The sequence below is a fragment of the Stenotrophomonas sp. Nf1 genome, from assembly GCF_003028475.1.
Classification (GTDB): domain Bacteria; phylum Pseudomonadota; class Gammaproteobacteria; order Xanthomonadales; family Xanthomonadaceae; genus Stenotrophomonas.
In genome coordinates this window covers 235,556-257,215 of sequence record NZ_PYTV01000001.1, presented here as the reverse complement: position 1 = coordinate 257,215, position 21,660 = coordinate 235,556, and the positions used below count along the sequence as shown (strand labels likewise).

Sequence of the window (21,660 nt, the reverse complement as noted above, 5' to 3'; positions counted from 1 at the left end):
CGGCACCTGTCGGCGTCATTTCTTTTTCTTCTTGCCCTTCGGCTCGTCCTTGCTGGCCACCACCACCGGCTTGGCGGCAGCATCCTGCGCGTTGCCCTTGGCCACGCGGATGCCGTTGGCCTTCATCCAGGCATCGAACTGGTCGGCGGTCATCTTCTGGTCGCCGTTGCTCATCATGAAGCGGTAACTGCCGCGACCGTCCAGCTCCGGGGTCTTCACTTCCACCACCGGGGTCTCGGCCGGCGTTTCCGCCTTGGCCACCTTCTTGTGGCCGCCACAGGCGGCCAGCAATGCGATCGGCAACAGCAGGCCGGCGCAGCGCAGGGTTCGGTTGAGGGTCAGGTACATGGGCACGCTCCGTTCAAGTAGATCGAAAGCCAGGCGCCCCCTACGCCTGGAACGGTGGCCGGCAGCTGCCGGCCGCGGGCGATGATCAGCCCGCTGCAGCGGCCCCCAGCCGCTGCTGGTCGCTGACCTGCAACACCCGCCATTGGCCCTTGCCGAGATCACCGAGCGCCAGCCCGCCGATCGCGACCCGGACCAGGCGCAGCACCTGCAGGTCGAAGGCCGCCAGCAGGCGGCGGATGTGGCGGTTGCGGCCCTCGTCGAGGACCACCTCCAGCCACGCGGTCTTGTCGCCACTGCGCAGCACGCGCACGGCCTGGGCCACCAGGAACTCGCCATCGTCCTGCACGCCGGCCTGCAGGGCCGCCAGCGTCGCCTCATCGGGCAGATGGTCGACCTGCACGTGGTAGGTCTTGTCCGGCCCGGTCTGCGGGTCGGTCAGCCGCGCCGCCCATTGCGGGTCGTTGCTGAACAGCAGCAACCCTTCACTGGCCTTGTCCAGGCGCCCGACCGGGGCGATCCAGGGCAGGCCGGCACCATCGAAACAGCGGTACACGGTGTCGCGCCCACGCTCGTCCTGCGCGGTGGTCACCACCCCGCGCGGCTTGTTGAGCATCAGGTACAGGCGCTGCGGCGCGCCCATCGGCTGGCCGTCGACCTCGATCGACGGCGCCGGCTGGCCAATCGGGAATTCCGGATCGCGCACGATGCGGCCGGACACGCGTACGCGGCCATCGGCGATCCATCGCGCGGCCTCGCTGCGCGAGCACACACCGGCCTTGGACAACACACGCGCCAGGCCATGACGGACACCGGCCGGCATGGCAGCGGGCGTCGCACGCCCACGCGCTGCGTGGGAGCGGGCAGCGGGGGCAGCAGGGGGGCGGCGCGTGCGCAAGCCTCTGCTCCCCGCGCGCCTTACTTCTTCTCGCCCGGCTTGGTCTCAGCCGGTGCTTCGGCAGCGGCCGAGGCGGCCGCCGGTGCCGGACGCGCCTTGACCACACGCACACCGCGCGCCTTCATCCAGGCGTCGAACTCCTCGGCGGTCATGCGCTTGCCGTTCTGGCTCATGTCAAAGCGCCAGGGCGTGTTGTCGAATTCGGTCTGCGGCTTGTACGCCGCCGGATCGTTCGGCTTCACCGCCGGTGCGCTCGGGATGGCCTTGGCGATGTTCTGGCAACCATCGATGCGCAGACGCTGCAGCACCTGGTCCAGCGACTGCGAGGGGTCATAGCTGCTGCTCAGCACGCCGGCCGGCATGCCCAGTTGATTGCCACGGATGTACAGCTCGTCGGCCACCGGTGCGATGGTCGTGGCCGGCAACGGCAGCGGCGTAGCGCTGGTGTTGACCGAGCAATCAACCGCAGCGTGGGCGGCGGGAACCAGGGCCAGCGCCAGGACGGCGGCCGATGCAGAGCGCAGCATGAGGGGCATCCACGGAAGGAAGTGACGCGGCGAGTGTAGCAATGCCGCGACAGCTTTCAAGCGCCACTTTCAATGAATACGCCAACTTATTGGTTTCATGGACAAATTACCGACGAACGGTCTGCCCGATCGGCGTGCGGCCAGCATCCGGGCCGCACAAACAACAAGACCCGGCCGAAGCCGGGTCCTGCAGTGTCTTACCGGCAGAGCGTCAGAACTTAGTTCTGGACGTTCAGCTCGGTACGACGGTTCTTGGCGCGACCTTCCGGGTTGTCCGAACCATCCGGGTTGGTGTTCGGAGCAATCGGACGGCTCTCGCCGTAGCCGATCGGGCCGACCAGGCGACCGGCGTCAACGCCGTTCTTGGTCAGGTAGTTGTACACGGCGGTGGCGCGACGCTCCGACAGCTTCTGGTTGTAAGCGTCGGTACCCTTCGAGTCGGTGTGACCGGCAACTTCAACGCGCAGATCCGGGTAACGCTTCAGGATCTCGGTGGCTTCGCTCAGGATCGCCACGGCGTCCGGACGCAGGTTCGACTTGTCGAAGTCGAAGTTCACGCCCTTCAGGTCGATGGAGACCGGCACCGGGCAACCGTCCGGACCGATGGTCTGACCCGGCTGCGAGTTCGGGCACTTGTCGTCGCAGTTGTTGACGCCGTCACCGTCGTCGTCCAGATCGGCGCAGCTCGGGGCAACCGGAGCCGGAGCCGGAGCAGCCGCGACCGGGGCCGGGCCCAGCGGGATCACGACGCCGACCGAAGCCAGCACGTCGCCGAACCAGCTTTCGTTGCGGGCGGCAACGCTCTGGTCGTCGAAGTCAGCGCGGTAGGCCACTTCGGCGCGGACAGCAACGCGCTTGTCGAAGGTGGTCTGCAGGCCGACGCCCAGCTTGGCGGCAACGTTGCCGTCCTTGCGCTCACGCGGACCATTGTTGTCCAGCGCGGCGTACTCTTCTTCCGACTTCTGGTAGCCCAGGCCACCGACGATGTACGGGTTCCAGCCGCGGCCTTCCTTGATGAAGTGGCGACGCAGGTCCAGCGAGATGCCGTACTGCGACCAGTTCAGGTCCTGGTTGCTGTCGAAGTTCGGGTTCTGGTAGTTCAGCTCACCGTCCAGCGACCAGTTCGGGCTGATGAACTTACCCAGGCCCAGGGTCACGAACGGAGCGTCATTGGTCAGACGGTCGCTGTCCTGGAAGTTGAAGCCGGCCGAACCGGTCAGGTACCAGCGGTCATCGAACTCCTGCGCAGAAGCTGCCTGGGCAAAAGCCAGGCCGCCCAGCAGCGCTGCAGTAAGGATCTTCTTGTTCATTGAGTACAGCTCCTATTTCGGGGGTATGAAACCGGTAGAGGCATGGGCCAGCACTACTGCGTCGAAGCTCGACAGCCGATTCAGCACGCCACCGCCGCGAACATTATGCTCAGGCGGGTGAAGGTCATGTTAACAGTCCCGTAACATGTGAAGTGTTGCGCCCGACCGTCCACCGGTCCGACGTTGAAACCCTATACAGGATGATGAAAATCCGCAAGACCCTCACGCTGCAAGGGTTTGACGGGGTTTAAGTGCGGAAAACGACATACTGCGCAACACCACGGATGACCGTGTTCAGCGCATTTCCGCAAACGTGAGGAACCTTATGATGAGGGAACGCACCCAGCCGGAGCCGTAATGAAAGCTGTCGCCCTGAGTCGTGAATCCGCCCCCCTCCTGCACGATGTCCATCTGCCTCCGCCGCTGCCGCCGGGTGGCCGCGACCTGCTGATCCGGGTCGAAGCGGTGTCGGTCAATCCCGTCGATGGCAAGCAGCGTGCCGCCACCGATCCGGCCACACTCGACACCCCGCGCGTGCTGGGCTGGGACGCCGCCGGCGTGGTCGAGGCCATTGGCGACGAGGCCAGCCTGTTCGCCTCCGGTGACGAGGTCTATTACGCCGGGGATGTCACCCGTCCGGGCTGCAATGCGCAGTACCAGCTGGTGGACGAGCGGCTGGTGGCTCGCAAGCCCACTACGCTGGATTTCGCCGAGGCTGCCGCACTGCCGCTGACCACGCTCACCGCCTGGGAACTGCTGTTCCAGCGGATGCCCCTGCAGCTGGATGATCGTCGCCAAGCGGGCCAGCATCTGCTGGTGGTCGGAGGCGCCGGCGGCGTGGGATCGATGGCGATCCAGCTGGCCCACCATGCGGGCTTCGAGGTGATCGCCACCGCCTCGCGTGACGCCTCGGTCGACTGGTGCCGGCAGATGGGCGCCCGCCATGTGATCGATCATCGGCAGCGCCTGCAACCCCAGCTGCAGGCGCTGGGCATCGCCGAGGTGCAGGTCGCACTGAACCTGGCCGACACCGACCACTACTGGGATGAGCTGGGCCAGCTGCTGGCACCGCAGGGCCATGTCGGCCTGATCGTCGAACCCCGCGGCGCGCTGCGGATCGGTGATCCGTACAAAGCCAAGTGCATCGGCATCCATTGGGAATTCATGTTTGCGCGTGCGCGCTTTGCCACCGCCGACCGCATCGAACAGCACCGCATCCTCAGCCGCGCGGCCAGCATGATCGACGCCGGACAACTGCGCGGCACGCTCAGCGAAACGCTGGGCACGATCAACGCCGCCAACCTCGACATCGCCCATCAGCGCCTGGCCAGCGGACGCACGGTGGGCAAGCTGGCGCTGGCCGGCTGGGACGACTGAAGCGTCATGTAGAGCCGAGCCCATGCTCGGCTGGCGGTGCCAGCCAAAGCAGCCGAGCATGGGCTCGGCTCTACAGATTCCGCCTGTGGCGGCGGATTGGCCGGCATCTGTATCTATGCTGGCGACTTATTCGGATCTACGGTGGAAACAGATCCCCTCCCCCGAGCCCGCCATGCCCACCGCCCTGCCCCTGCGCCTGCTGCAACTGATCACCGGCCTGTTCCTGTATGGCTTCGGTGCCTCGCTGATGATCCGTGCGGCGATCGGCGTGGCGCCCTGGGATGTGCTGTCGCAGGGCATCGCCGCGCAGACGCCGCTGTCGTTCGGCCTGGCGACCAACGTGATCGGCGCGCTGGTGCTGCTGCTGTGGTGGCCGCTGCGGCAGAAGCCGGGGCTGGGCACGGTTCTCAATGTGCTGCTGATCGGTCCCTCGGCGCAGTTCGGCCTGTGGCTGTTGCCGCCAGCGGACGGCCTGGGCTGGCAGTTGGCGATGTTCTGCGCCGGCATGCTGCTGGTCGCGCTGGCCACCGGCCTGTACATCGGCGCGCGCCTGGGCCCTGGCCCGCGCGACGGCCTGATGACCGGGCTGCATGCCCGCACCGGTTGGCCGATCTGGAAGGTGCGCAGCCTGATCGAAGGCAGCGTGCTGCTGCTGGGCTGGTGGCTGGGCGGCAACGTCGGCATCGGCACCCTGGTCTTTGCCCTGCTGATCGGCCCGCTATGCGGGGTGACCCTGGGCTGGTTCGGGATCGGCCGGCCGCTGCCGGTGGTGCCGGCCGCTGGCCGGCAACCGCAATCGCCCTGAGCTGGCTGGAATGCCGGCCAGCGGCCGGCACTACCCCGCGCCCCTTGCTCCGGCGGCCGTTTCCCGGCACGCTTCGCGCTTCCGTACGCAAGCGTATCGATCATGTCGCCAGCCAACGAAGCCGCCTACCCGAACCTGTTCGCCCCACTGGACCTGGGCTTCACCCAGCTGCGCAACCGCGTCCTGATGGGCTCGATGCATACCGGGCTGGAAGACCGCGCCCGTGATTTCCCGCGCCTGGCGGCCTACTTCGCCGAGCGCGCCGCAGGCGGCGTCGGCCTGATCGTCACCGGCGGCTTCGCGCCGAACGTGGTCGGTTGGCTGAAGCCGTTCGGCGGCAAGCTGTCCTGGCCCTGGGAAGTGCGCCCGCACCGGCAGCTGACCGCCGCCGCGCACCAGCACGGCGCGAAGATCTGCCTGCAGCTGCTGCACGCCGGCCGCTATGCCTACCATCCGCTGTCGGTGGCGCCGTCGAAGCTGAAGGCGCCGATCAACCCGTTCACCCCGCGCGCATTGTCGGCCGGGGGTGTCGAGCGCCATATCGCCGACTACGCACGCAGCGCGAAGCTGGCCCGCGAGGCCGGCTACGACGGCGTGGAAGTGATGGGCTCGGAGGGCTACCTCATCAACGAGTTCATCGCCCCGCGCACCAACAAACGCACCGATGCCTGGGGCGGTGACGCCCGCCAGCGCATGCGCTTTGCGGTGGAGATCGTGCGCCGCATCCGCGAGGCCTGTGGGCCGGACTTCATCATCATCTACCGCCTGTCGCTGGTGGACCTGGTGGAAGACGGCAGCAACTGGGAAGAGATCGTGCAGCAGGCGCAGGCCATCGAGGCCGCCGGTGCGACGATCATCAACTCCGGCATCGGCTGGCACGAAGCGCGTATTCCGACCATCGCCACCTCGGTGCCGCGTGCTGCGTTCGCCGGGGTCACCGCCAAGCTCAAGCCGCATGTGAAGGTGCCGCTGGTGGCGACCAACCGCATCAACATGCCCGAGGTCGCCGAGCGCATCCTGGCCGACGGCGGCGCCGACATGGTGTCGCTGGCGCGCCCGCTGCTGGCCGACCCGCAGTGGCCGAACAAGGCCCGGGCGGGCCGCGCCGAGGCGATCAACACCTGCATCGCCTGCAACCAGGCCTGCCTGGACCACGTGTTCGAGAACAAGCTGGCCAGCTGCCTGGTCAACCCGCGCGCCGCACACGAGACCGAGCTGGTCTACCGCCCCACCCCCGCGCCGAAGAAGATCGCCGTGGTCGGCGCCGGTCCGGCCGGACTGGCCTGCGCCACGGTGGCTGCCGAGCGCGGCCACCAGGTCACCCTGTTCGATGCCAACGAGGAGATCGGGGGCCAGTTCAACGTGGCCAAGCGCATCCCCGGCAAGGAAGAGTTCCACGAAACCCTGCGCTACTTCCGCCACAAGCTGGCCGAAACCGGCGTGCAGCTGCGCCTGGGCACCCGCGCCGACGCGGCCAGCCTGGCCGGATTCGACGAGGTGGTGCTGGCCACCGGCATCACCCCGCGCAAGGTCGACTTCCCCGGCGCCGACCATGCCAAGGTGGTCAGCTACCTGGACGTGCTGCTGGGCCGGGTCGAGGTGGGCGCCAATGCGGCGATCATCGGCGCCGGCGGCATCGGCTTCGACGTCGGCGAGTTCCTCAGCCATGCCGGTGAGTCCCCGTCCCTCGACCCGCAGCGCTGGATGGCCGAATGGGGCGTGGACAGCAGCTTCGAAGCGCGTGGCTCGCTGGCAAAACCGCAGGCCGAAGCCTCGCCGCGGCGGTTGTGGCTGCTGCAGCGCAGCCCGGGCAAGCCCGGTGCGCGCCTGGGCAAGACCACTGGCTGGATCCACCGTGCCACGCTGAAGGCCAAGGGCGTACGCATGCTCGGTGGCGTCGAGTACCTGGGCGTGGACGACGAGGGCCTGCGCATCCGCGTCGAGGGCAGCGAACAGCTGCTGCCGGTCGACCACGTGGTGATCTGCGCCGGGCAGGAACCGAACCGCGCGCTGCAGGCCGAACTGCAGGCCGCCGGCATCAGTGCGCAGCTGATCGGCGGCGCCGATGTCGCCGCCGAATTGGATGCCAAACGCGCCATCGACCAGGGCAGTCGCGTCGCCGCGGCGCTGTAAGAGGCGCCTGAATGGGGGACGGAATGTGATTTCCGTCACCCCTGCTGAAGCTGAATGTCAAGCCGGGCGGTTCACGATGCGTTCGGCTATGCCCCCCTACCTTGCGCCATCTTTCCGCTCACCAGCCAGTTTCCGGTGAGCCGGCGCAGCCCCCTCGATCGGTACTGATCGTTTCTTTTGGGGCTGCCCACGGGGCGGCCCCGATGGCCGCCTCCCCATGACGCCAAGTCGTGCCCCGCTTCCCGTCGCCCTCGCGGCCGGAACCGGAGAGTGCGGCCCATACGGAGCAAGGAGTTATATGAAACTGGCCTGGATTCTCTGGCTGTCGCAGTTGTTGCCGCAGCCGGCCGCCGATTCACTGTGTCTGAGCACCACCGTGTACCTGGAAGCCCGCGACCAGACCCTGCGTGGCCAGCAGGCCGTCGCCGAGGTTGCCCTGCGCCGCCTCGACAGCGGCCTGTGGGGCGACTCGATGTGCCAGGTGGTCACCGCGCGCAAGCAGTTCGCGCCGACCATCGTCTCCCCCGGCACCCAGCTGGGCAATGACGCGGCCTGGAGCGAGGCGATGAACGTCGCCTTCGACGCCGAGCGCAACTGGGCGCTGCCGGCCGGCGAGCGCCGCGAGATCGTGCCCGGTGCCAGCCATTTCGCCGCGCTGTCCATCGCCAGCCCGAACTGGCGCAATGCCTACCAGGTGGCCACCATCGGCGATCACACCTTCTATAAGGTGCAGAACCTCAAGCCGCGACAGTCGTAACGATCCGTGCCGGCGGCAGCGTTGCCGCCCGCCGCCAGGCTCTGGGATAGTGGGCGTTTCCCGCCCGCATCACCTGGAGTTCCCATGAAGCTGTACAGCAAGCCCGGTGCCTGTTCCACCGCCGACCACATCGCCCTGCAGTGGACCGGCCAGCCGTTCGAGGTTGAACTGCTGAACAAGGACACCCTGAAGGGTCCGGAATTCCTCAAGATCAATCCGGCCGGCGCGGTACCCGCGCTGGTCGACGGCGATTTCGTGCTGCTGCAGAACGCCGCGATCATGGGCTACATCGCCGACAGCTTCCCGCAGGCCGGCCTCGGCGGCGACGGCAGCGCGCGCCAGCGCGCCGAAGCCACCCGCTGGCTGGCCTTCGTCAATTCCGACGTGCACCCGGCCTTCTCGCCGCTGTTCGCGCCGGGCAAGTTCATTGCCGACGAAGGCCAGTACGACGCCATCCGCGCCGCCGCGCACAAGCGCTTGCGCGGCCTGTTCGAGACCGCCGACAGGCAGCTGGCCGACAAGCCGTGGCTGGCCGGCTTCCGCAGCTTCGCCGACCCGTACTTCTACATCACCCTGCGCTGGGCCGCCGGCACCAAGGTCGATCTGTCCGGCCTGGACAACCTGGCCGCCTACAAGGCGCGCATGGACGCCGATGCCGGCGTGCAGGCCGCGCTGAAGGCCGAAGGCCTGGCCTGAGGCACGCCCGGGGTCGGATCCGTTCGTCCTGCGAACGGATCCGACCCCACTGCCCCCAGGCGGGGTCGGATCCGCCTGCACCGCAGGCGGCTCTGACCCCACCGCTGCGATCGGCGTGGTCAGCCGATCTGGCGGATCACCTCACCCTGGGCGTCACGCAGCAGGGTCGGCACCACTTCGATCTGCAGTGCAGCGCCCAGTGGGTAGATGCCACGCTCGGCACGCACCTCGGCCAGCGCCTGCAGCCCGTGCTCGTCCAACGGCCAGCGCGCGCTGTCCGGCCCCAGTTCGCCGCGTCCGCCCTCGTCGCCGGGGCTGAACTCCCACTGCCGCTGGCGGCTCACCAGTTCCAGCGACATGCCATGGCGCAGGCGCAACGGCAGCAGCTCGCAGACACTGGGCACCTGCCCTGCACCCAGCACCAGCGTGGTCACGCCCTCCTGCTGGCGCCAGTCCAGGGTCTCGATGAACAACATGCCGGTACTGGAGCCTTCCTGCTCGCTCCCGGCACGTACACGTGCGGCCAATACCGGATCCTCCAGCAGGTTGCCGCGATGCAGATCGGTGATCCACAGCGGCATCGCCGGCTGCAGTGCCTGCAGCACGCCGCGCGTGGACCAGCGCTTGACCGCCGCCATCTCTTCGTCGGTCAGCCCGACCAGCTGCAGGAACTGCAGGTGGCCATTGGCGGTGTCGCGCGCCGGCAACTGCGGGTCGGCGATGAAGGCCAGATGGCACAGCCGCGTGTCGGTCTCCAGCGCAATCGGGCCGTTGGCATCCAGATGGTGGCCATCCTCGAACACATTGCCACTGCCGAACACGTAACGCGCCAGGTTCTGCAACAGGTTCATCGGCCACACCGGCGGCGTGCCGTCGGCGCGCTCATCGGCTGCGGCGGCCAGACGGAAGGTCAGTTCAAATCCATAGCCGCTGGCGGCAGCGTCACTGCTCTCCTTGGCGTACAGCTCGGAGAATCCATAGGTGATGTAATGCCAGTGCGGCACCGGCGCATCCGACCAGTACACACTGATGCCGTCCAGTGGATCCTGGCCACCCAGCGTATACGGCAGCGCGGTGCCGAAATGGCGCGGTTCCTGGCCGGCATACAGCGGCGCCAGCGCGGCGTTGATCGCGTCCCAGCCCGGGGTGTCGCTGTCGTGGTGGTCGTCCTGCACGCGGGACTCCTTGTGGGAAAGTGAACCGATCACTTTACGCGCTGGCTCAGGCCTGCACGACCTGGCCACCATCGATCGCCATCGCCGCCTGGGTTTCCTGCCACCAGCGCTGCGCCAGTGCCGGGCTGCGCGCCTTGCCCACGGCAGCCAGCAGTTCCGGGCACAGGCGTTCCAGCGCCAGCGCATCGGTACAGCGCTCGATCTTCAACTGCATGAAGTAGCCCTTCAGGCCGAGATGACGCCGCACGGCGTCGCTCATCGCCTCATACAGCTGCTGGTACAACGCCGGGTCCTGTTCGCGGCCACTGCTGATGCCGCGCATCGGCACCGCCTCGGCGCTGCCACCGATCACCTCGATCAGGCCCTGCGCTGCCAGCTGCTCCAGCGCATCGTGCGGTGCGCGCAGGCCTTCGAACAGGCCGCGCAGTTCGGTATCGTCGCGATGGCCGTCGACCATCAGCAGGATTGATCGCAGCGCCGCCGGCAGACGCCGGCCACGGTCTTCGATTTCCTGACGGCCAGCAGCCGTCTTGGCGTGCAGCAATGCCATTGCATCCCCCTCCCTTGATGCGCCATGCCGGCGTGCCCTGGCGGGCACGTCCCCCTGTCTGCCATCCCCGGACGGCACGCACGTTCCCCGGCGCGCGCCGCGTGTTGCAGGTCGATGACAGGCCGAGCTTAGCGCAAGAACCGCGGGTAGTGCCGGCCGCTGGCCGGCAACCTCCGGATTGACGGGATTGCCGGCCAGCGGCCGGCACTACCGGGTCAGCGGCCCAACGCCCGGCGGATCTCCTCCAGCGCGCTGGGATCATCCAGGGTCGACAGGTCACCCGGGTCGCGCTGCTCGGCCAGCGCCTGCAACGAGCGCCGCAGCAGCTTGCCAGAGCGGGTCTTGGGCAATGCATTGACCACGTGCACATGCGCCGGGCGCGCTACCGCACCAAGCGAAGTCGTCACCGTCGCCATCATCTCTGCCACCACCGGTGCCGGATCCTCGCCACCGAGGCTCTGCTTGAGGGTGACGAACACCAGCGGCACCTGCCCCTTCAGCTCATCCTTGACCCCGATCACGGCGGCCTCGGCCACGCGCGGATGACTGGAAATGGCCTCCTCGATCTCGCGCGTGCCCAAGCGGTGCCCGGCCACGTTGATCACATCGTCGGTACGGCCGAGGATGAAGGTATAGCCATCATCGTCGCGGATCGCCCAGTCCAGCGAGCTGTACAGCAGTTCCTTGAAGTGGCTGAAGTAGCTCTGCAGGAAACGGTTGTCGTCGTTCCACACCGTGCTCATGCAGCCCGGCGGCAGCGGTGGCGACACCACCAGCACGCCCTTCTGTCCCGGCGCGACTTCTTCGCCGGTGTTCTCGTCGATCACCTTCATCCGGTAACCGAGGTTGGGGAAGCCGGGCGAGCCGAAGCGCACCGGCTTCATCTCCAGGCCGGGCAGCAGGGTCAGCGCTGGCCAACCGGTTTCGGTCTGCCAGTAGTTGTCGATGATCGGCTTGCCCAGTGCGTCATTGATCCAGTGCGCAGTCGGCTCATCCAGCGGCTCGCCGGCCAGGAACAGGTACTTCAGCGCGCGCAGGTCGTGGCGATGGATGAAGTCCGCATCATGCTTCTTCAGCACGCGGATCGCGGTGGGCGAAGAGAACATCGTGCGCACGTTGTACTGCTCGCACAGCGCCCACCAGATGCCCGGATCGGGGTTGGTCGGCAGTCCTTCATACAGCAGCGAGGTGCAACCCCCGATCAGCGGGCCGTACACGTTGTACGAATGGCCCACCGCCCAGCCGACATCGGAGGTGGAGAACATCACCTGCCCCGGTCTGCAGTCGAACACGGTTTCCATCGACTGTGCCATCGCTACCGCATAGCCGCCGACATCGCGCTGCACGCCCTTGGGCTTGCCGGTGGTCCCGGAGGTGTACAGCAGGTAGCTTGGCTCGCTGGCTTCCAGCCACTGCACCGGCACATCGACCTGCCCGATCTGCGCACGCAGCGCGGCGTACTCCACATCACGGCCCGGCACGCGCGGCTCGGCCGCATCCAGTCCGCGCGACACGATCAACACGTGCGGTGGCGGCGCGCTGGCTTCCGCACAGGCGGCATCGACCATCGGCTTGTACGGAATCAGCTTGCCACCGCGCATGCCGGCATCGGCGGCGATCAGCAGCTTGGGTCGGGCATCGTCGATGCGCAGCGCCAGGTTGTGTGCGGCAAAGCCGCCGAACACCACCGAATGCACCGCACCGATGCGTGCACAGGCCAGCATCGCGAACACGGCCTCGGCCATGTTCGGCATGTAGATCACCACGCGGTCGCCGTGGCCGACGCCGAGATGCTTGAGCACGGCAGCGAAATCATTCACTTCGCGATACAGCTGGCGATAGGTGATTTCGCGGGTGCTGTTGGTTTCGGTGGAGATGGCCACCAGCGCGAGCTGGTCGGGACGGTCGGCCAGATGGCGGTCGACGGCGTTGTAGCAGAGATTGGTTTCGCCGCCGACGAACCAGCGCCGGAACGGCGGGTTGCTGTAGTCGAGCACCTGCTGTGGCGGTTTGTGCCAATGGATGCGCTTGGCTTCCTCGCCCCAGAAGGCCTCCGGCTCGTCGATCGAGCGACGGTAGGTTTCCTCGTAGTTCATGACGCAGCCCTCCCAGACAAAGTCATGGGTTCGAGGATAGTCCGGCGCTGCCGCGCGGGCCGCCCTACCTTGGTAGGGGGTGGGTTTGTTCTGCAGGGCTTGCAGCCCTGCACCTGCAGTAGTGCCGGCCGCTGGCCGGCAACGGCAACAGCACAAGCTGGTTTCCTGAGGGTTGGCGGGATGGGTCCGGTTGCGGGGGACGCCGTGAATACGTCCCTGTAGGCTCGGTCGCGCCGTCCATGGCGCTCACGCCCCCGCAACCGGACCCACCCCGCCTTCGACAGTTTCCTGCGATCTGTTGGAACGGCGTATTGCCCTGATGGGTGTCGACCTTGGTCGACACGGTAGATCCACGCCATGCGTGGATACTTTTCGATCAGTTGTCGAAATATTCGATTCCGATGGATTTGATCCACGCAAAGCGTGGATAGACCATCCTTCACCGGAGATCTGTCGAAGGCGGGGCGGTGTGGGTTGGCAGGACCGTTGGCGCCATGGATGGCGCCATCGAGCCCCCATGGATGGGTTTACGGCGTGTCCTGCCAACCCACACCGCCCCGCCCAACAAGCAGAACACCAGAGCCACCTTGGCCTTTGACGTTGCACCGGTTCGTAGCAGGTGCAGGGCGCAGCCCTGCCGATACACCCACTCCCTAGAACGGAGCCGCAGACTCGAACGCGAGCGCTTCGCCCGTCACCGGATGAGTGAATTGCAGGCTGCGTGCATGCAGGTGCACGCGCTGCGCCGGTGCGGCGTCGTACAGCACGTCACCGACGATTGGATGGCCGAGGCTGGCCATGTGCAGGCGCAGCTGATGGCTGCGGCCGGTGATCGGTTCCAGCTCCACGCGCGTGCGCTGCGCTCCCGCGTCACGGGCCAGCACGCGCCAACGCGTCAGTGCGGGTTTGCCGCGCTCACGGTCGACCATCTGCTTCGGTCGGTTCGGCCAGTCCACGATCAGCGGCAGGTCCACTTCGCCGGCCTCGCCTTCGATCACGCCCTGCACGATGGCCTCGTAGCGCTTGCCGACCTGGCGCCGCTCGAACTGCATCGACAACGCGGCCTGCATCTCTTTGCCGCGCGCATGCAGCAACAGGCCGGAGGTCACCTGGTCCAGCCGGTGCACGGTCAGCGCGTCCGGGTACACCCCCTGCAGGCGTGTGACCACGCAGTCCTGGTTTTCTTCGCTGCGGCCGGGCACAGACAGCAGGCCGGCCGGCTTCTCGGCCACCAGCAGGGCATCGTCGATGTAGTGCAGGTGGATCATCGGTTTGCGTATCCGTTCAAACAAAAACGGGGAAGCCGAAGCTTCCCCGTTTTCTGCGGTGAGCGTACCGACCAACGGTCGGTACCCACCGTGGCGGTGGAGATACCCACCATCGCGGCGGAGATACCGGCCGTGGCCGGTACCGCCCGCATCAGCCCAGCAGGTGGGCGACGCCGGCGCGCTCTTCTTCCAGCTCGGCCAGGGTCTTGTCGATGTACTTCTGGCTGAAGTCGTCGATCGGCAGATCCTTCACCAGGGTGTACTTGCCGTTCTCGGTGGTCACCGCGAAGCCGAAGATCACGCCTTCCGGAATGCCGTAGGAACCGTCGGACGGCACGCCCATGGTGACCCACTTGCCGTTGCTGCCCAGCACCCAGTCACGCACGTGGTCGATGGCAGCGTTGGCCGCCGAAGCCGCCGAGGACGAGCCGCGGGCTTCGATGATGGCCGCGCCGCGCTTGCCCACGGTCGGGATGAAGGTGTTGGCGTTCCACTCCTGGTCGTTGATCGCATCGGCAATCGACGCACCATCGGCGGTGGCGAAACGGTAGTCCGGGTACATGGTCGGGCTGTGGTTGCCCCACACCACCAGCTTCTCCATGCCACCGACCGGCTTGCCGAGCTTGGTCGACAGCTGGCTCAGCGCGCGGTTGTGGTCCAGGCGCAGCATGGCGGTGAAGTTCTCCGGCTTCAGGTCCGGAGCCGACTTCATGGCGATGTAGGCGTTGGTGTTGGCCGGGTTGCCGACCACCAGCACCTTCACGTCACGGCTGGCGACCTTGTTCAACGCCGCGCCCTGGGCGGTGAAGATCTTGGCGTTTTCCAGCAGCAGATCCTTGCGCTCCATGCCCGGGCCGCGCGGACGCGCGCCGACCAGCAGGGCGATGTCGGCGTCCTTGAACGCCACTTCGGCGTCATCGGTGCCGACCATGCCGGCCAGCAGCGGGAAGGCGCAGTCTTCCAGCTCCATCATCACGCCCTTCAGGGCGGCCTGGGCCTTGTCCACCGGCAGTTCCAGCAGCTGCAGGATGACCGGCTGGTCCTTGCCCAGCATTTCGCCGGAGGCGATGCGGAACAGCAGGGCATAACCGATCTGGCCGGCGGCGCCGGTCACGGCAACACGAACGGGTGCTTTCATGGGGGTTTCCTCTTGCTTGCAAGCGTTTGATGGGACGCCGCGGGCGGAGCCACGCAGGCCTGGCGGGCGGCGGGGAACAGGGAAACGGCCACCCGTGGGTGGCCGTTTCGAAGGGGAATCAGGCGGCGAGGTGCTTGTTCCACTCGGCGACGCGGTCGGCCTGGGCGGCCAGCACGGCGTCGACGTCGCCTTCCAGGGTGATCGAATGGATCACATCGCCCTGCTTGACCGAATCGACGATGGCCTGGCCTTCCAGGACCTTGCCGAAGACGGTGTGGCGGCCGTCCAGCCAGTCGGTCTTGATGTGGGTGATGAAGAACTGGCTGCCGTTGGTGTTCGGGCCGGCGTTGGCCATCGACAGCGAGCCGACCTCGTGCTTCACGCCATTCTTCTCGTCTTCGAACTTGTAGCCCGGGCCGCCGGTGCCACGACCCTGCGGGCAGCCGCCCTGGATCATGAAGTCGGCGATCACGCGGTGGAAGATCAGGCCGTCATAGAAGCCGTGCTTGACCAGGTTCACGAAGTTGGCCACGGTCAGCGGCGCCTTGTCGGCGAACAGCTCGACCTTGATCGGGCCCTGGGTGGTGTCGAAAGTGGCGATGAGGGACATGAAGATCCTTGATGCAAAGGGGAATGCGTCTAGCCACCTAGTTTACACCCGCCTCGTGTCGGCGGCGGCTTCGACCATCGGTGAAGAGCCCGGCTTCAGCCTCCGGACGGGGAGCCGCGCCGCCGGCTCCTGGCGGCCTCGGCCGGGGCGGTGGTCGGCCAGCTGAATGGGCCCCATGACCGGCGTGAAATCCACCTTTTCGCGAATCGTCAAGTTCGACGTATAATGTTGGACTTCTTTTTCCAAATCCGGCGCCGACTGGCCCCCTTTCGTATGTCCATCGAAAATCTTCGCAACATCGCCATCGTCGCCCACGTCGACCATGGCAAGACCACCCTGGTCGACCAGCTGCTGAAGCAGTCCGGCACCCTGTCCGAGCGCACCGTCCTCGCCGAGCGCGTGATGGACAGCAACGACCAGGAAAAGGAACGCGGCATCACCATCCTGGCCAAGAACACGGCCATCACCTGGGAAGACAAGCGGACCGGCGTCAAGAACCGCATCAACATCGTCGACACCCCCGGCCACGCCGACTTCGGCGGTGAGGTCGAGCGCGTGCTGTCGATGGTCGACACCGTGCTGATCCTGGTCGACGCGATGGACGGCCCGATGCCGCAGACCCGCTTTGTCACCCAGAAGGCCTTCGCGATGGGCTTCAAGCCGATCGTGGTGGTCAACAAGATCGACCGTCCGGGCGCGCGTCCGGAGTGGGTGATCGACCAGGTCTTCGACCTGTTCGACAAGCTCGGCGCGACCAATGAGCAGCTGGACTTCCCGATCGTCTACGCCTCGGCCCTGAACGGCTACGCCGGCCTGGAAGACACCGTGCGCGACGGCGACATGACCCCGCTGTACGAAGCGATCATGCAGCACGCGCCGAAGCCGGAAGTGGACCCGGAAGGCGCGTTCCAGATGCGCATCAGCCAGCTGGACTACAACAACTTCGTGGGCGTCATCGGCATCGGCCGCATCCAGCGCGGCACCCTGAAGAAGAACATGCAGGTCGCGGTCATCGACCGTGAAGGCAAGAAGCGCAACGGCAAGGTGCTGCAGGTGCTGGGCTTCCTGGGCCTGGAGCGCATCGAGCAGGACTCGGCCGAAGCCGGCGACATCGTGGCCATCTCCGGCATCCAGGAGCTGACCATCTCCGACACCCTCTGCGCCCCGGATACCCCGGAAGCACTGCCGGCGCTGACCGTCGACGAGCCGACCATCTCGATGACCTTCCAGGTCAACAACTCGCCGTTCGCCGGCAACAAGGACCTGTCCGGTGGCAAGTTCCTGACCAGCCGCCAGATCAAGGACCGCCTGGACCGTGAAAAGGTCCACAACGTGGCCCTGAAGGTCGAACAGCTGGAAGACGCCGACAAGTTCCTGGTCTCCGGCCGTGGCGAACTGCACCTGTCGGTGCTGATCGAGAACATGCGTCGCGAAGGCTACGAGCTGGCCGTGTCGCGCCCGGAAGTGATCATCAAGGAAATCGACGGCCAGCTGATGGAGCCGATCGAGCAGCTGGTGGTGGACATCGAAGAAGTGCACCAGGGCGGCGTGATGGAAAAGCTGGGCACCCGCAAGGGCCAGCTGAAGAACATGGAGCCGGACGGCAAGGGCCGTGTGCGCCTGGAATACCAGATCCCGGCCCGTGGCCTGATCGGCTTCCAGAACGAGTTCAAGACCCTCACCCAGGGTTCGGGCCTGCTGTTCCACGTGTTCGACCATTACGGTCCGAAGGAACAGGGCGCGATCGCCAAGCGCATCAACGGCGTGATGATCGCCAATGCGCCGGGCGCCACGCCCGCCTACTCGCTGGGCCCGCTGCAGGAGCGCGGCAAGCTCTTCGCTGCTGAAGGCGACAACGTGTATGAAGGTCAGCTGGTCGGCATCCACTCCAAGGACAACGACCTGACCGTCAACGCGATCAAGACCAAGCCGCTGACCAACATGCGCGCTTCGGGCAAGGACGATGCGATCCAGCTGACCCCGGCGATCAAGTACTCGCTGGAACAGGCCCTGGACTTCATCGAAGACGACGAGCTGGTCGAGATCACCCCGAAGGAGATCCGTCTGCGCAAGAAGTTCCTGACCGAAAGCGACCGCAAGAAGGCTTCGCGCGGCGGCTGAGCCAGCACCCCGTGAACCCGAGCGGTTACAACCCGGATCCGCACCGGCATCCGGGTCTCCACGTCATCGCCCTGCTCGAAGCGAGCAAGGCGATGCTGGCGCTGTTGGCTGCCACCGGGCTGGAAGTGCTCGGACCGCAGCCGCTACGGCACGGCATCATGGTCCTGATCCGGCGTTTCAGCCTGGATCCGGACCATGGCACCCTGCCCTCGCTGCTGCACATGATCAGCCCCGACGCGGTGCACCTGGCCGCGGCGGGGATGATCGGCTACGGCCTGCTGCACCTGGTCGAAGCCTGGGGCCTGTGGCGGGCCAAGGCCTGGGCCTCCTGGCTGGGCTGCCTGACCGCCTCGCTGTACCTGCCTTTCGATATCTTCGCGATCATCCGCCACCCCGGCTGGCCCTCCTGGACGATCCTGGCGATCAACCTGATCGTGGTCTACGTGCTGGCCCGCGACCTGCGCAAGCGTCACCGCTGAGCACCGGCTACACTGGGGATTGGAGCCGACCAAGCCGCCCCATGCGCCCGCCCCTGCCGCCTCTGCTGATCTGCCTGCTCAGCGCGCTGCCTGCGCTGTTTTCGGCTGGCTGCAGTCCGGCCGCGTCCAGCGCACATGCCGCCGAACCTGCGAGCCGCAACGTGCCCTTCCCCTATGCCGAAACCGATGTGGCCGACCTGCAGGCGCGGATGACCGCCGGCGAACTGGACAGCACCACCCTCACCCAGGCCTACCTGCAGCGCATCGCCACCCTGGACCGTGCCGGGCCACGCCTGCGCGCGGTGATCGAACTCAATCCCGATGCCCTGAAGGAAGCCGCCGCACGCGACCGCGAGCGCCGTGACGGCCGCGTGCGCGGTGCCCTGCACGGCATTCCCGTGCTGCTCAAGGACAACATCAACGCCGCACCGATGAGCACCACGGCCGGCTCGCTGGCATTGCAGGGCTTCCGTCCTGACGATGCCTACCTGGTGCGACGCCTGCGCGAGGCCGGCGCCGTGGTGCTGGGCAAGACCAATCTCAGCGAGTGGGCCAACTTCCGCGGCAACGACTCGATCTCCGGCTGGAGTGCGCGCGGCGGCCAGACCCGTAACCCCTACCGCCTCAGCCACTCCCCCTGCGGCTCCAGCAGCGGCAGCGCGGTGGCGATGGCGGCCAACCTGGCCAGCGTGGCCATCGGCACCGAAACCGACGGCAGCATCGTCTGCCCGGCCGCGATCAACGGGGTCGTTGGCCTGAAGCCCACCGTCGGGCTGGTCAGCCGCGACGGCATCATCCCGATCTCCTTCAGCCAGGACACCGCCGGGCCGATGACGCGCAGCGTGGCCGACGCGGCGGCCGTGCTGACCGCGATCGCCGGCCGCGACGACGCCGACCCGGCCACTGCGACCATGCCCGGCCGCGCGGTCTATGACTACACCGCACGCCTGGACCCGCAGGGTCTGCGTGGCAAGCGCATCGGCCTGCTGCAGACGCCGCTGCTGACCTATCGGGGCATGCCACCGCTGATGGAACAGGCGGCCACCGAACTGCGTCGCGCCGGTGCGGTGGTGGTGCCGGTGGAACTGCCCAACCAGGGCGCGTGGGCCGAGGCCGAGCGCACGGTACTGCTGTACGAATTCAAGGCCGGCCTGGAGCGCTACTTCAACACGCACCGGGCGCCACTGCGACGCCTGGCCGACCTGATCGCCTTCAACCAGGCGCACCACAAGCAGGAGCTGGGCCTGTTCGGCCAGGAGCTGCTGGTGGAAGCCGACGCCACCGCCGGCCTGGCCGATCCCGCCTACATCCGTGCACGCAGCGATGCGCGCCGGCTGGCCGGCCCGGAAGGCATCGATGCCGCCCTCGCCGCCCACCAGCTCGATGCACTGGTGGCGCCGACCACCGGTGTGGCCTGGCCGATCCGCAGCGAAGGAGACGACTTCCCCGGCGAGAGCTATGGCGCCGCCGCCGTGGCCGGGTATCCCAGCCTCAGCGTGCCGATGGGCCAGATCAACGGCCTGCCCGTGGGCCTGTTGTTCATGGGCACCGCCTGGAGCGAACCGAAGCTGATCGAAATGGCCTACGCCTATGAACAACGCACGCGCGCGCGACGGCCACCGCACTTTGATACCGACACGCTGATCGACACCGACGAGCCGTGATCTCCGATGACGCCGGCAAATCCTGACTTCCGGTGACGCCGGCGAATCCTGAGCTCCGGTAGTGCCGGCCGCTGGCCGGCAGCTCGATCATCCCGGCGCTGCCGGCCAGCGGCCGGCACTACCGATCAAGCGCCTCCACCGGCACGATCGCCGCTTCGCCATCCTCCGCACCCGGCGAGCGCACATCCGCCGTGCGTGCACGCGGCCCGCGCGGCATGTCCTGCTCGTCCTCGTGCTGCACGCGTGCACGAACCTGCGGCAATGACTGCGGATGCTCACGCGCGAGGAAATCGAGCATGCGCTCGCGCACCAGACAGCGCAGATCGAAGGCATCACCGGAGCTGCGCGCGCTGACCAGCAGCCGCACTTGGATCGCGCGTTCACTGGTCTCGGTCACCTGGGTCACGCAGACGCGTCCATCCCACAGCGCCTCGCCACGGCAGATGCGCTCCAGCTCACTGCGGATCGCCGCGATCGGCGCGCGGTAGTCCAGCCACAGCAATGCCGTCCCCAGCAGATCCGCGCTGCGTCGCGTCCAGTTCTGGAACGGGTTCTCGATGAACCAGGTCAGGGGCACCACCATGCGCCGTTCGTCCCAGACCCGCACCACCACATAGCTGCTGCCGATTTCCTCGACACGCCCCCACTCACCTTCGACGATCACCACGTCGTCCAGCCGGATCGGCTGGGTCAGCGCGATCTGCAGGCCGGCAATCAGGTTGCCGAACACCGGCTTGGCCGCGATGCCCGCCACCAGCCCGATCAGGCCCGCCGATGCCAGCAGCGCGGTGCCGATCTTCTGCACCATCGGGAAGGTCAGCAGCACCAGCGATGCGCCGAGCACGATGATGCCGCCCATCAGTACCCGGCTGAGCACCCGCGTCTGGGTCTGGATGCGGCGCGCCTCCAGATTGTCGGCGACATCGATGGGATGACTGCGCAGGATTGCCCGTTCGCCCGCCGCCACCGCGCGAACCAGCAACCAGATGAAGCAGGCCGTGAGTGCGATATGCAGCACGTGCTGCAGGTGGCCAAGCAACGGATCCTGCAGGGGCGTGGCCTGCAATGCAGGGATCAGCAGCAGCAGCGGCCAGGCGGTCGCCATCGGCAGGCCCAGCACGCGACCGATGCGCGCGCGCCGACGATCACGCCCTTTCAATCGATGGTAGATCCACAGGATCAGCCACGCACCGATGCCACCGATCAATGCTGCCAATCCCAACGGCCATGCGTAGGCCTGTGCGCTTTGCCAGTGCACCGCTGCCACCTCCACTCGAACAGCCAAGCGGACAGCCTCGCGCATGGGGCATGAGCGTCACGTCAGTCGTTCGTAAGCAGGATGTTGGTCGGCAGGGCTTGCAGCCCTGCACCTGCGGTAGTGCCGGCCGCTGGCCGGCAACCTCAACAGCAACAGCGTGCATCCCGTGGGATGGCGAGGTAGGTCCGGTTGCGGGGGACGCCGTGAATCCGTCCATGGAGGCTCGGTCGCCGCATCCATGCGGCTCACGCCCCCGCAACCGGACCCACCCCGCCTTCGACAGATCCTTGCGACCTGTCGGGTACTGCCTTCTGTAGAGCCGAGCCATGCTCGGCTCAAATCGTTCCGAAATCGAAATATTCGATGTCGATGGAGATTCATCCACGCATGGCGTGGATCTACCGTGTCGACCAAGGTCGACACCTACCAACCGCCGCAGGAATCCGTCAGAGG

At 67.0% G+C, this 21,660-nt stretch carries 19 protein-coding genes; 8 read left to right on the top strand and 11 right to left on the bottom strand.

All coding sequences use genetic code 11. The annotated features are described in order from the left end of the window. Nucleotides 1-15: 15 nt before the first annotated feature. The 4 genes from C9412_RS01265 to C9412_RS01250 form a co-directional block, all read right to left on the bottom strand. On the bottom strand, nucleotides 16-348 hold the full coding sequence (locus tag C9412_RS01265; protein ID WP_107229977.1) for a hypothetical protein: 333 nt from the start codon (nucleotides 346-348) through the stop codon (nucleotides 16-18). A gap of 85 nt (nucleotides 349-433) precedes the next feature. Then, complete coding sequence (locus C9412_RS01260) at nucleotides 434-1,168, bottom strand: pseudouridine synthase (protein ID WP_258189917.1); 735 nt, start codon at nucleotides 1,166-1,168, stop codon at nucleotides 434-436. 95 nt (nucleotides 1,169-1,263) lie between these two features. After that, nucleotides 1,264-1,770, bottom strand: a complete 507-nt coding sequence (locus C9412_RS01255) for a hypothetical protein (protein WP_107229975.1) — start codon at nucleotides 1,768-1,770, stop codon at nucleotides 1,264-1,266. Between the two features lie 218 nt (nucleotides 1,771-1,988). After that, entirely contained in the window at nucleotides 1,989-3,080 is a 1,092-nt protein-coding gene (locus C9412_RS01250; protein WP_107229974.1) for an OmpA family protein, read from the bottom strand. A 357-nt stretch (nucleotides 3,081-3,437) separates the two neighbouring features. On the opposite strand from C9412_RS01250, the gene C9412_RS01245 reads away from it, so the two are divergent. The 5 genes from C9412_RS01245 to C9412_RS01225 all read left to right on the top strand — a co-directional run bounded on the left by C9412_RS01245 (nucleotide 3,438) and on the right by C9412_RS01225 (nucleotide 8,848). Next, entirely contained in the window at nucleotides 3,438-4,457 is a 1,020-nt protein-coding gene (locus C9412_RS01245; protein ID WP_107229973.1) for a zinc-binding alcohol dehydrogenase family protein, read from the top strand. A 172-nt stretch (nucleotides 4,458-4,629) separates the two neighbouring features. After that, a complete protein-coding gene (locus C9412_RS01240; protein WP_107229972.1) occupies nucleotides 4,630-5,262 on the top strand; it encodes a hypothetical protein in 633 nt (210 codons plus the stop codon). 102 nt (nucleotides 5,263-5,364) lie between these two features. Continuing rightward, nucleotides 5,365-7,395: an NADPH-dependent 2,4-dienoyl-CoA reductase gene (locus C9412_RS01235; protein WP_107229971.1), complete on the top strand. Its 2,031-nt coding sequence runs from the start codon at nucleotides 5,365-5,367 to the stop codon at nucleotides 7,393-7,395. A 298-nt stretch (nucleotides 7,396-7,693) separates the two neighbouring features. Further along, nucleotides 7,694-8,152, top strand: a complete 459-nt coding sequence (locus C9412_RS01230) for a cell wall hydrolase (RefSeq protein ID WP_004154513.1) — start codon at nucleotides 7,694-7,696, stop codon at nucleotides 8,150-8,152. 84 nt (nucleotides 8,153-8,236) lie between these two features. Beyond that, nucleotides 8,237-8,848 carry a glutathione S-transferase N-terminal domain-containing protein gene (locus C9412_RS01225; protein WP_107229970.1) on the top strand — a complete coding sequence of 204 codons (612 nt, stop codon included), beginning with the start codon at nucleotides 8,237-8,239 and terminating at the stop codon, nucleotides 8,846-8,848. 119 nt (nucleotides 8,849-8,967) lie between these two features. Here the strand turns inward: C9412_RS01225 and C9412_RS01220 are convergent, their stop codons facing one another. The 6 genes from C9412_RS01220 to C9412_RS01195 all read right to left on the bottom strand — a co-directional run bounded on the left by C9412_RS01220 (nucleotide 8,968) and on the right by C9412_RS01195 (nucleotide 15,685). Further along, nucleotides 8,968-10,023, bottom strand: coding sequence for a suppressor of fused domain protein (locus tag C9412_RS01220; RefSeq protein ID WP_107229969.1), 1,056 nt, complete (start codon nucleotides 10,021-10,023; stop codon nucleotides 8,968-8,970). Nucleotides 10,024-10,069: 46 nt separating this feature from the next. Then, the gene (locus C9412_RS01215) at nucleotides 10,070-10,573 is read right to left on the bottom strand and encodes a hypothetical protein (protein ID WP_107229968.1); all 504 of its coding nucleotides are present in this window, start codon (nucleotides 10,571-10,573) and stop codon (nucleotides 10,070-10,072) included. Between the two features lie 215 nt (nucleotides 10,574-10,788). Then, a complete protein-coding gene (gene prpE / locus C9412_RS01210) occupies nucleotides 10,789-12,669 on the bottom strand; it encodes a propionate--CoA ligase (protein ID WP_107229967.1) in 1,881 nt (626 codons plus the stop codon). A gap of 653 nt (nucleotides 12,670-13,322) precedes the next feature. Next, nucleotides 13,323-13,937, bottom strand: a complete 615-nt coding sequence (locus C9412_RS01205) for an RluA family pseudouridine synthase (RefSeq protein WP_107229966.1) — start codon at nucleotides 13,935-13,937, stop codon at nucleotides 13,323-13,325. Between the two features lie 151 nt (nucleotides 13,938-14,088). Further along, nucleotides 14,089-15,075, bottom strand: a complete 987-nt coding sequence (locus C9412_RS01200) for a malate dehydrogenase (protein ID WP_004153634.1) — start codon at nucleotides 15,073-15,075, stop codon at nucleotides 14,089-14,091. A 118-nt stretch (nucleotides 15,076-15,193) separates the two neighbouring features. Continuing rightward, a complete protein-coding gene (locus C9412_RS01195) occupies nucleotides 15,194-15,685 on the bottom strand; it encodes a peptidylprolyl isomerase (protein WP_005408225.1) in 492 nt (163 codons plus the stop codon). Between the two features lie 273 nt (nucleotides 15,686-15,958). Between C9412_RS01195 and typA the strand changes: the two genes are divergently transcribed. Genes typA through C9412_RS01175 form a run of 3 tightly spaced genes read left to right on the top strand, consistent with a single transcriptional unit; the run spans nucleotide 15,959 to nucleotide 19,949 of the window. After that, a complete protein-coding gene (gene typA / locus C9412_RS01185; protein WP_107229964.1) occupies nucleotides 15,959-17,806 on the top strand; it encodes a translational GTPase TypA in 1,848 nt (615 codons plus the stop codon). 11 nt (nucleotides 17,807-17,817) lie between these two features. Next, nucleotides 17,818-18,285, top strand: a complete 468-nt coding sequence (locus C9412_RS01180; protein WP_049467554.1) for a DUF2127 domain-containing protein — start codon at nucleotides 17,818-17,820, stop codon at nucleotides 18,283-18,285. A 41-nt stretch (nucleotides 18,286-18,326) separates the two neighbouring features. Further along, nucleotides 18,327-19,949, top strand: coding sequence for an amidase (locus C9412_RS01175; RefSeq protein ID WP_107229963.1), 1,623 nt, complete (start codon nucleotides 18,327-18,329; stop codon nucleotides 19,947-19,949). A 118-nt stretch (nucleotides 19,950-20,067) separates the two neighbouring features. Here C9412_RS01175 and C9412_RS01170 read toward each other — a convergent pair whose 3' ends face one another. Next, nucleotides 20,068-21,252: a mechanosensitive ion channel family protein gene (locus C9412_RS01170; protein ID WP_343125553.1), complete on the bottom strand. Its 1,185-nt coding sequence runs from the start codon at nucleotides 21,250-21,252 to the stop codon at nucleotides 20,068-20,070. Between the last annotated feature and the right edge of the window lie 408 nt (nucleotides 21,253-21,660).